At 27.8% G+C, this 10,839-nt stretch carries 6 protein-coding genes; all 6 read right to left on the bottom strand.

The window, feature by feature from the left end:
* Positions 1-4,337 (bottom strand): discoidin domain-containing protein (locus ABDZ71_RS01750; protein ID WP_343758230.1); only part of this gene is annotated, 4,337 nt, incomplete at its 3' end.
* 381 nt (positions 4,338-4,718) lie between these two features.
* On the bottom strand, positions 4,719-5,192 hold the full coding sequence (locus tag ABDZ71_RS01745; protein ID WP_343758228.1) for a GNAT family N-acetyltransferase: 474 nt from the start codon (positions 5,190-5,192) through the stop codon (positions 4,719-4,721).
* A 374-nt stretch (positions 5,193-5,566) separates the two neighbouring features.
* A complete protein-coding gene (locus tag ABDZ71_RS01740; protein WP_343758226.1) occupies positions 5,567-5,905 on the bottom strand; it encodes a zinc ribbon domain-containing protein YjdM in 339 nt (112 codons plus the stop codon).
* 99 nt (positions 5,906-6,004) lie between these two features.
* A complete protein-coding gene (locus ABDZ71_RS01735) occupies positions 6,005-7,975 on the bottom strand; it encodes a bifunctional metallophosphatase/5'-nucleotidase (protein WP_343758224.1) in 1,971 nt (656 codons plus the stop codon).
* A gap of 215 nt (positions 7,976-8,190) precedes the next feature.
* Positions 8,191-9,012 (bottom strand): EFR1 family ferrodoxin, encoded by an 822-nt coding sequence (locus ABDZ71_RS01730; RefSeq protein ID WP_343758222.1) that lies wholly within the window; start codon positions 9,010-9,012, stop codon positions 8,191-8,193.
* 165 nt (positions 9,013-9,177) lie between these two features.
* The gene (locus tag ABDZ71_RS01725; RefSeq protein ID WP_343758220.1) at positions 9,178-10,839 is read right to left on the bottom strand and encodes a cell wall-binding repeat-containing protein; all 1,662 of its coding nucleotides are present in this window, start codon (positions 10,837-10,839) and stop codon (positions 9,178-9,180) included.

The raw sequence follows: 10,839 nt of genomic DNA, 5'->3' as shown, positions 1-10,839 counted from the left end.
ATTCCTAAAGCTTTAATACTATCTTCAGTTTCAGTTGTTACAACGCCAGTACCACCAACGATAGTTACTTTAGTGTCTTCTTTCATGTGAGATTTAATATAATCTAAAGTTTTAGTGTTATCTTCTTTATTAGTTCCTACTAATAAAACAGGAGCATCATTTTTATTTGCAATTACACTTGATGTTATTTGATCTGCAAATGAAAAGGCATTTGTTACAACTATGTTTGATACTTTATCGCTGTACATTTTGTTTGCTATAGAAGTTGCTGTATCAAATCTTGTTTGTCCTCCTAGTCTTATAGCATTTTCAACTTGAGATTCTTCGTTAGTTTGTCCATTTTCATTACCTTGATTATCTGTTTCTTGTTTAACTTCATTTGTTTGTTTTTCTACTTCTGTAACTCTATTATTTAATTCTTCAATTGTATTTTTAAGATTTTCTATTTCTTTATTAGCATTTGCTAAATCTTCTTTTGCTTCATTTAATTGATTTGTTGATTCATTTAAATCATTTCTAAGCTCTTGAGCTTGTGTAGTTAAAGTATCTACTTGTTTCTTTGTATCTTCTTTTAATTTAGCAGTTTCTTGTTTGGCAGATTCTAATTCTGTAGTTGTTGATTCAAGTTGTGCTTTAGCAGCATCTAATAGTTTTTGTAGTTCTGCTATTTTTTGGCTATTAGCTTGAGCATCAGCATTTCCTGAATCAGTTTCAGGTTTATCTACACTATTTCCATCATTTTCACTTCCAGGTATTTCTAAAACAAGATTAGAATCTCCATTTGTCGGACTATCAGTAGTTTCTATTGCTGATTTAAATAAATTAATTTCTGCTGCAGAAGCAAATCCACCAACACCTTCTAAAGCTTCAAGTTTTATAGCCTTTATTTTTGAAGAATTTGTAATTTTAACTTCTTTATTATCGTTATTATTTTCCCAAATACCATCAGTTACAACTTTAGTAAATTCATTACCATCTGCACTAACATATAAATTATATTTAGTAATAGTTCCATTAGCTCCTGATTCTACTCTTGGTATATATTCTAATCTAGAAATTTCAATTGGGTTTTTAAGGGTTAAAGTTATAGATTGTGGTAATTCTTTTTTTTCTGGCCAAAATTCACTATGCCAAATAGTACTTCTATCTCCATCTATAACATTTTTAGCTGAATTATCTATACCATAATCTTTTGCTAAAGTTTCACTTGTAGCTACAACAGAAGATATGCTACTAGACTGTATTTTTTCATCTTCATTACTAGGTGGTATTTCAAATTCTCCAAGTTTATTTGCTATAGTTTCATCATATGAAAGGGATAATTCAACAGCAGCAGCTTTATCGTTATTTCCCTCTTTAGCTTTTAATTTAATAATTTTTGCTTCTATCCACGGGAATTCAGCAGTTTTAACTTCCCCGTTATCTTCCCATGTTCCATCACTTACTATTTTATTAAAGTTTTTCCCATCGTGGCTTGCAAAAATATCAAATTTAGTTATGACTCCTGTTAAACCTTTAGCTGGAGGAGTATATTCTAATTTATTAACTTTACTTGTTTTTTCTAAATATAAATTAATTGATTGTTCACCATTTTTTATTAATCCCTTTTGACCAGCATCACTCATCCATTTAGTAGAATTATTGCCATCAATTGAGTTTTCAGGATAATATGGTTCTACTCCACCTGGCATTGCAGATTCATAAGTAGTGGCTGTAGCTGAAGTAATTTTAATCCCCTCTTTAGTTGTAGCTGAAACTTCATTTGACCAGTTAGAAACACCTGAATCTTTAACTACTCTAACTTTATATTTATGAGTTTCATTAGTATTTAAATCTTTATGTATGAATGGACTTTTAACATTAGAATATACTAATCCATCTATCATTAAATCATAAGATTTAGCATTGCCTATTGAATCCCACTGAATATTTATACTTCTTTTAGTTATATCACTAGTTTTTAAATTTTGAGGAATACTTCCATCTAAATTAGTAATTGATTCAGATTGATTATTTACTTTATCTATATTAAGAACAATTTTTTTGGTTACATCTATTGATTCAGTTTTAGCATATAAAATTCCACCTTTTTCCTTAGAATCAAAGAACCATACATTAGAGTTGTTCTTATCATAAGCTTCTTTAGTAGATGCTTTAGTTAATGTTTTAGTTTCACCATCTACTACTAGTGTTAAAGTTTGAGGAGCAGATTTTGAATGAATAGTAAATTGATTTTTCCTGGAAGTTACCATTCCTTTGTAAGATCCTTCTGTAGGATTAACTGTAACTGTAGAATTTCCTTCTCCATTTTCAGGAGCAACTACTTGAATTTTAGTTTTTGACGATTTCCCATTTCTGTATTCTTTTGTTTCTCCATCATCTTCATAAAGATCAAAAGAAGATTCTCCAGATGGATATATATCAAATGTTATAGGATAAGTGTCTCCTGGCATTTTTTCTCCATCATAATTAGAAGAAGGATACATTGGAATTATAGCACCTTTTTTAACGAATACAGGTAATTTATCAATTGGTGCATCATATCCATTTAAAAATTGATTTCCTGCATATTCTTTTCCGCTCCAATAGTCTATCCATTTAGAATCTGGAAGGTATATTCCATCTCTTTTATCTGAATCTTCATATACTGGTGCAACTAAAAATGATTTTCCAAGCATAAATTGATATTTAGTTTTATCAGTATGAGCAACTTTATCATTTGGAAAATCCCAAAACATTGGTCTTACCATAGGTGCTCCAGTTTTACTTGCTTCATTTGCATAGGTATAGATATAAGGCATTAACCTTTGTTTTAATTTTAGGTATTTTCTATTTATGCTTGTATAAGGTTCACCATATGCCCAAGGTAATTTATCTTTATCTGCCCATCCAGACATATTTATCATTATAGGGGTAAAGACTTTCCATTGAAGATCTCTAGTATATGTTTTACCATTACCTCCAAAGATACCATCTATATCACTAGCTACATATGGCATTCCAGACAATCCGGAACCTACATAAGTTGGTATATGATATTTAATATAATCAAATACACCTCCAACTTGATCTCCAGTCCATACAGTAGAATATTTTTGACTGCCTGCCCAACCACAAACTGATAAAAGGAATCTTCTAGCATCTGAATTTTCTTCTATTGCATCTGCAGATTCTTTTTGAGCATCTAATGCAAATTCATATCCTCTTCCTACCCATGCTACATCTAATTTATACATGCTACTTCCTGCTTGTCCAACTTCTGATTCACCTTTAACTCCAGATTGTGTCCAAAGACCAGTTTTAATTCCATATTGTTTTGCTCCTTCAACAAACTGTGGTAAATTTTCATATCCACAACCATATCCATCATTGGGAAGCATCCATGAAGACGGCATATCATTGTCATTAAATGCTTTTGCATAATCTAATCCTTCTAAAGTATGCATTTTACCTTCCTCTGGAGATCCTTTATAAGTAGGATTTGATCTATTGAAAGCATCTGCATATCCTGATCCTAAACCCCATCTTGGTATTAAAGAAGGTCTGCCCGTTAATGATGTATACTCATTTATAACATTGGGTATATTAGGTCCATAAAAATAGAAAGTATCAAATTGATTTTCTTTATGTTGTAATCTTGTAGTATCATTAAAAAAATCGTATGTTCCAGGAGTAAAAGTGTTTCTATATGCTCCATATCCTTTTGTGCTTAAATAAAAAGGAACAGGATTTGAAACCGAATTTGTATCCCAATTGTATCTATCAGGATCTCCTACATGGTTTTTAATCAAAACACTTCTACCATTTTGTCTTGAATATCCGTTTTGCATACCTCCACCATAAAAATTCTCACCACTTTGTGGTTTTAAATTTTGTTCTGTAGATTGAGAAGTTAGCTTTAGTGGAGCTTCCTCTTCCCATATAACTGTAGAGTTATCTTTTTTGTACATTGCAAATCTTAAAGGACTTTTATATGCTCTAACTATATAGTTACTGGTTTCTAGTTTGTAATACTCTCCTCCATCTGAATAAGAAATGCTACCAGGTTGTAAGGCATTTTGCTGTAGAATTTTCCCTTTAGTAGAATCATCAAATTTTTCTGTTGGGTCTGTCCATATTCTAAATGTATTATTTTTATAAAAAATTATCTTAACTTTTTTAGAAGTGCTTGTTGTTATGTCTATAGTATTTTGATTTTTATTAATAGTGCTTATATTTCCTAGTAAATTTTGACTATTCGAGGTTGCATAAACGTTTACTTGATTGCTAAAAAGTATGGATAAAACAAATAAGAAAATATTAATTATAGATATTTTTCTAAGTTTATTATTTTTCACATAATTCACCTCTTTAATTTTTTAGTATTTCTAACCTATTCTTCTCACCTCCCTATTTAAATATTTACATATAAGAAATTTAAAACGATATAATGTCATAATGTAATTACCAGTTGTGATAAAACATAATGACATACCTACCATTTTCCTAAGGCTAAATATACACTTTTTAGTATATATTAACACTATTATATATTTTATTTTAATTTTTTTCAATCTTTTTTAACCATTTAATATTTTTCTGTAAAATTTCTTGTAGAAAAAGTTAATTTTTTTAAAAATAATTTTACATCTAATGTAATAAATATTAATTATATATAAAAAAATACTGTAAAAATGGTATTATACATTTTTACAGTATCAGTATTCCTATTAAAAATATTATTTTAAATCTTTTATGTACCAAACATCACAAGCATAATGTTCTGAATCTAATATAGGTTTATCAATTTTATGAAATCCATGTTTTTGGTAAAATCTATTTGCAGCTTTCATATTTGATAGTGTTTCAAGATAACATTTATCATAGTAATTACTTGCAAAGTCTAAAGCTTTTTCAATCATTTGTCCTGCTACTCCTGTACCTCTACTTTCCTCTAAGAAATACATTTTTTGAAGTTCACATACACCTTCAGCGCCTTCAACTGGGCCTATTCCACAGCCGCCTACAAGTTTGCCATCTTTTTCTGCTACCCAGTAAGCTGTATTTTCTTTTTTATAAACTTCTGAAAGATAAGAAAGTTCAGGATCTGCCCAAGCAAGACCTTCTCTATTGCCACCAAATTCTGTTAGTACATCTCTTATTATTTTTTCTACATTTTTATTGTCTTCTTTTTTTATTCTTCTTATAAGCATATTAATCATCCTTTTCTGTATTATTTAAATTTATCAATCGTGTATATCTGAAAATTAGAAATACTATTTTAATAAATTTAAAATTTGTTTTTTTATAAGTATATTTCTTATTATCTTTTTCATATTTTTACCACATTTAAAAGAGGATGTCAAGGAAAATTCTGAATTATAAAAATATATATAATTTTTTATTAGTTAACATTATTATTATTAAAAATATAAGTAGTTAAATAGAATAATATAAAAGTATAATAAACTAATATTTTCAAACTTTTATTAGATACCAAAAGATCATTAGCTAAATTAGTAGTTTTTCTATATAAATAAAAGCCTTGAGAATATTATTCCCAAGACTTTATAAAACATAAATATATTTATGCTTTTTTAACAAATTCTGATTTTAACTTCATAGCTCCAAAACCATCTATTTTACAATCTATATTGTGGTCACCTTCAACTAATCTTATATTTTTCACTTTTGTACCTATTTTTATAGATGATGAACTGCCTTTTACTTTAAGATCTTTTATTACTGTTACAGTATCACCATCTTCTAATATATTTCCGTTAGCATCTTTAACAGAGCTTTCTTCTTCTTTTTGTTTTTCTGATTCTAAAGTCCATTCGTAAGCACATTCTGGACATACAAAAAGATTTCCATCTTCATAAGTATATTCTGAATTACATTTTGGACAGTTTGGTAAATTAGTCATGATTAAATTCCTCCTTAGTTGTATTAAATAAGTCTATATTTATATGCTTATATATTACCATAGCATTGATATATTAACAAATACTTGGCTAAATTTATATTACAATCCATTTTTAACTGTTTTTGAATGATTTCTATACTTATTTAACTTAATAATGATAAATGCAGTTATTGATATTAAAATTATTGCAAAGATATATACTCCTAAAGCAATTTTATTTGGATGACTTAAAATTGCTAATATACTTTTATTATCATCAATAATTTTTCTACCTTGAACTTTATTATAATATAAAGGAATTTTTGAAATTCCGTTTGCTTTCTTAAATGATTTAAGGTACTCTGAGATTGCTACCCATTCTTTAACTTCGTTATTATTTCCGCTAGTAGTATCATATATTATATGGTCTTCAAAATTAGTAATTGGTTTCCCTTCTTTAGTTTTTGGAACAATTTTTAATAATCCATAAGATTTTTCTCCCACAACTGAAAGCATTTGAGCAGAATACAAACCTGCTACAACTCTATATAATTTTTTATCTTCTATTTTTTCATATGTTCCATCTGATTTTTGAAGTTTTGCATCAGTAACTTTATTAAGAATCATTCTATTAGGGTTAAATGTATAAGTTATTCCTGACATATAAATTTGAGCAGGTTTCATTTTAGGAGAAATAGATGCATCTACTTCACAAGCAGTTTTTAATTCCTTTCCTGTTATATAAACTGAAAGAAGTGGGTATCCAGCAACTCTATCTTTACCTATGCCTAAAGAACTTACAGTGAAAACATCCGCTACTGTAATATTACCCTTTACAAATGATCCTCTTATAGTTCCTGCTGGAACAATTGAAACATCTACTGGATCATAATTTGAACCTTCCGCTTTTTTTACAGCATATTTGTAGGCATCACTAATAAGATTTCCTAAAGGTTCCTCTCCCTGCTTATCCCCTATTTTAGATGAAGCTATAAAATTAAAATCCGTTTTAGCTAAGACTTCATCAAATTTCATTCCAAATTTATTTAAATACTTTTGTTGAACTACCTTTTTAAATTTCTCTATTTTTTGTGAAATACTAGTATCTTTTAAAATATTAGAATCTATGTTTTTAAGCTTATAACTATCAAGTTTCCAAGATTCTTTTCCATTTTTAGAAAGCTTTATAACTCCTAAATTTTCACTATACTCACCACAGCATCCTATAATAGTTTTGCCTATCTTTATAGGCTTATTTAGCTTTGTATGAGTATGTCCACTTATTATAACATCAATATCTGGTACTTCCTTTGCTAATTTTTCATCTTCAGATTTTGATTTATCATCATCAATACCAGAATGAGATGCACACAAGATAATATCCACTTTTTCTTTATTTTTTAATGTGTTAACTACTTCTTTAGCATTTTTAACTGTATCTGTAAATTCCACTTCAGACATTGGTGCATTAGATGCAGCATCTTTCCCCATTAAACCAAAAACACCTATTTTTAAATCTCCTTTTTTGATTACTGTGTATTCTTTTACTTTATAAGACTTTACAGCTTTCTTTAAGTTTGAAAGTGAATTAGTTAATTTCCCATTTTTGTCTTTAGGAAATTTCATATTAGATTGTACAATTTGTGGTAACTTTTCTTTGCTTTTAAGTGCTGAATTTAAAGCATTAGTAAGTCCTTCAGCTCTAAAATCAAATTCATGATTACCTAAAGTTGTAACATCATATCCCATTTCACCTAATATTTTAAGTTCTGGAGCGTAACTTTCGTATATAGATTGAAAAAGTGTTCCCATAGAAAAATCTCCTCCATCTACTAGTATAGAATTAGGATCTTTAGCTTTTTCTTCATCTATAACAGTTTTAAGTCTTTCGTATCCTCCAATCTCTATAATGTCATCCCCTTGTCTAATCTTAGAGGGTAAAAAGTGATCATGAAGATCATGAGTAAAAAGAATAGTTAAATTTTTTTTATTTTCAGCTGCTAAAACTTTAATAACATTAAATGGTTTTAAAACTACCAGTATAAATACTATGAAAATTATTATTCCAAAATTTTGTAAATTATTTTTCAAAAGAATACCTCCGATTATATTTTTAGTAATAATTAATTTTACCATATAATAGCATATCAAGTCTTTTTTTATTTTATTTGATTAAAAACAAACAATTTTTGATCAAATAAAAAAGCACTTATATATATTCATATATAAGTGTTTTATCTTTATTTTTAAAATACTTAGTTTCTTATCTATAACAATAAAGTAATGATAAAATTCAATAAAGTTCTTTATATAAATAACTCTGGTTCATTTCTAACATTTGAATATTTTTCTTCTAGTTCTTTCTTATGCATTAAGTATTTTTCATCATCAAAATACTTAGCATGGGTTGGACATTTCTTAATACAGGCACCACATTTTATACAAATACCATTTAGTTTAGATACATCATCATAATCTATTGAACCCATAGGGCATACTTTAGCACAAAGCTTGCAATTAATACAATTACTGTTTGTTTTAGGTATAACCTTTCTAATATCAGAAGAATGTCCTTTTTTATCTTTAGGTATGTAATGTTTTCTATACGGCTTATTTCCTTTTACTTTAACATTTCCAAGTATATTTCCAGTTGTTATTTTTTTATATATTTTATCTCCAAATCTCTTTGCAATAGTTAAATCTTTTTTATCTGGTCTATTCTTTGCAAGTATTTTTGAAAAAGAATGTTCACCTATAAAAGATCCTCCAGATATAACTTTAAAGCCATCAGATTCCATAATGTCTTTAAGTTCTATTAGAGCATCATCATAATCTCTATTACCATAAACTACTATACAGACTGCTAAAGCACCATTTCCTTTTATAGTATTTAAATAATCAACTAATTTATTAGGAACTCTTCCTGCATAAACAGGAACTCCAATAACTACTATATCATCCTTTGTAAAAGAAACTTCAACCTCTCTTTTAGATGGTAATGTAAAATCAATAGTTTTAATATCTTTTTCATTAGCACTATTTTTTAAAATTTCACTTGCAACTTCTAAAACGACCTTTTTAGTTGTATCTGTAGCACTAAAATACATAGCATTAATTGTTTTATTCATAATAATTCCTCCCTATAAATTAGGTTCAACATATTAGAGTATATTCCTTTAAAATAAAAAAATTGCATTAGATTATACTAACGCAATTTTTTATTTGTATATAATATTTATTTTTTATACATCCTTAATATTTATTTATAAACATAATCTTGTATTTTAATAAATTTATTCAAATACAGGTATCTCAAAATAAAATGATGAGTTTTCCGCTTGATCAGCCAATTGTTTTATTATATGGGTTTGTTTATATGCCCAACCTATATCTGTAGCATATTGATGCCAAACAGTACTTAAATCCCACTTCATTTTGTATAAGGTATCTTGTTTTCTATAAGAGTTTATATATCCTTTGGAAATAAATTCAGTCCCACCAATTATTGCATCATTGACTGTAAACCAACCTTTTTTATAAGCAAATTCTGCTCCATATTTATCAGGATTAGAATCATAAGCCCCTATAGCATAGGTATTATATACAACTTTAGGTTGAACAGGTTGTCCATCTACAGAAGAAACCAAAACACCATTAGCTAATTTAGATGCACCATTTGATGTTTCAAGAAGTGAGTGAGCTACTAAATAAATTGGATTTACATTATGACTTTGACCAGCTGTTAAAAAAACTTGTCCTTTATTTTTTAATATGCCTTTTGTATTTAAAATTTTGTTTAAGTCTTCAAGTTTAACACCCTCATAATAATTAAGTTTTAAAAACATATATTTACCACGATCATCATCTTCAAAATTAGAAGGATTCATGTAATAATTTAGTTTTTCTAAAGTAACTTCTCCTTTTTCATAATCAACATTAAACCCTTCAGTAAATTGTCTATTTACATAATAATGTAAGGAATTATTATATTTTTTAAATTCAAATGTATTGTTAGAATAAACATTAATCATTAATCTTTTAACTGCAGTACTAGATACAACCCCTGTTGATCCCAGAATTTTTAAATTTTGTGTAGTCTTAAGTTTTGATAAAATTTCAGAAAGTTTAATTTGAGTAATACCATTGGTAAGAAATATTGGAGAATTAAGTTTAGCGGCAGCTGCTGAACCTGCTAAAGCATCTGGATAATTATACCCTGTTGCTACAAATATGTTGTTATAATTCAAGTAATTTGTGAATTCAGAAACTATAGCTAAATTAGTTTTAAATCTATCTTTTCCAGCAAGTCTTTTAAAACCATTTAATTTATTTGATATATTGCTTGAAACAACACCAGTTCCACCTACTATATAACCTTTATTTATATTATTATCATTTATAAATTTAAAAGTTACGCTAGGTAAATTATTTTTAGCTGTTAATAGTATAGGGATTCCTTTTGATGCTGCAATAGATGATATAGATAAGGCATCTGGAAAACTATTACCGGATGCAATAATAGCATTGTTAAAATTCCCTACCTTTTTTGCAACTTCTACACTTGTTTCATATCTATCTTTTCCAGCTATTCTAGTAACATTAAGTCCTATTTTTTTAAATGTATTTTCTATATTAGTGTTAACAACACCAATTCCTCCTACTATATATACATTTTTAGCTTTTAATCTTTGAATTTCATTTAATATGTTAGAAGGTAGTTCTTGTGCTCTTGTTAATAATATAGGCGCATCATATTTTTTACTTAAAGGAGATGCACTTAATGCGTCTGGAAAATTCTCACCAGATACTAGTATTACATTATTACTTTGACTCCAGTGATTTATACTAATTTTTACAGCAGTATCATATCTATTGTTCCCTCCTAATCTTAGTTCATTAGGCATTGCTTGTACAAAAGTTGTTTTTAATAACAAAATAATAGCGAAAAAAAACAC

The sequence above is a fragment of the Clostridium oceanicum genome, assembly GCF_039521385.1.
Classification (GTDB): domain Bacteria; phylum Bacillota; class Clostridia; order Clostridiales; family Clostridiaceae; genus Clostridium_F; species Clostridium_F oceanicum.
The sequence above is the reverse complement of the archived record's forward strand: the minus strand, read 5'-3'. Positions and strand labels throughout refer to the sequence as shown.

Excerpts from the sequence above, each read along its gene's own strand:
- ABDZ71_RS01730 (WP_343758222.1), bottom strand. The coding sequence starts at position 9,012 with ATGAATAAAACAATTAATGCTATGTATTTTAGTGCTACAGATACAACT.
- ABDZ71_RS01745 (WP_343758228.1), bottom strand. The coding sequence starts at position 5,192 with ATGCTTATAAGAAGAATAAAAAAAGAAGACAATAAAAATGTAGAAAAA.
- ABDZ71_RS01740 (WP_343758226.1), bottom strand. The coding sequence starts at position 5,905 with ATGACTAATTTACCAAACTGTCCAAAATGTAATTCAGAATATACTTAT.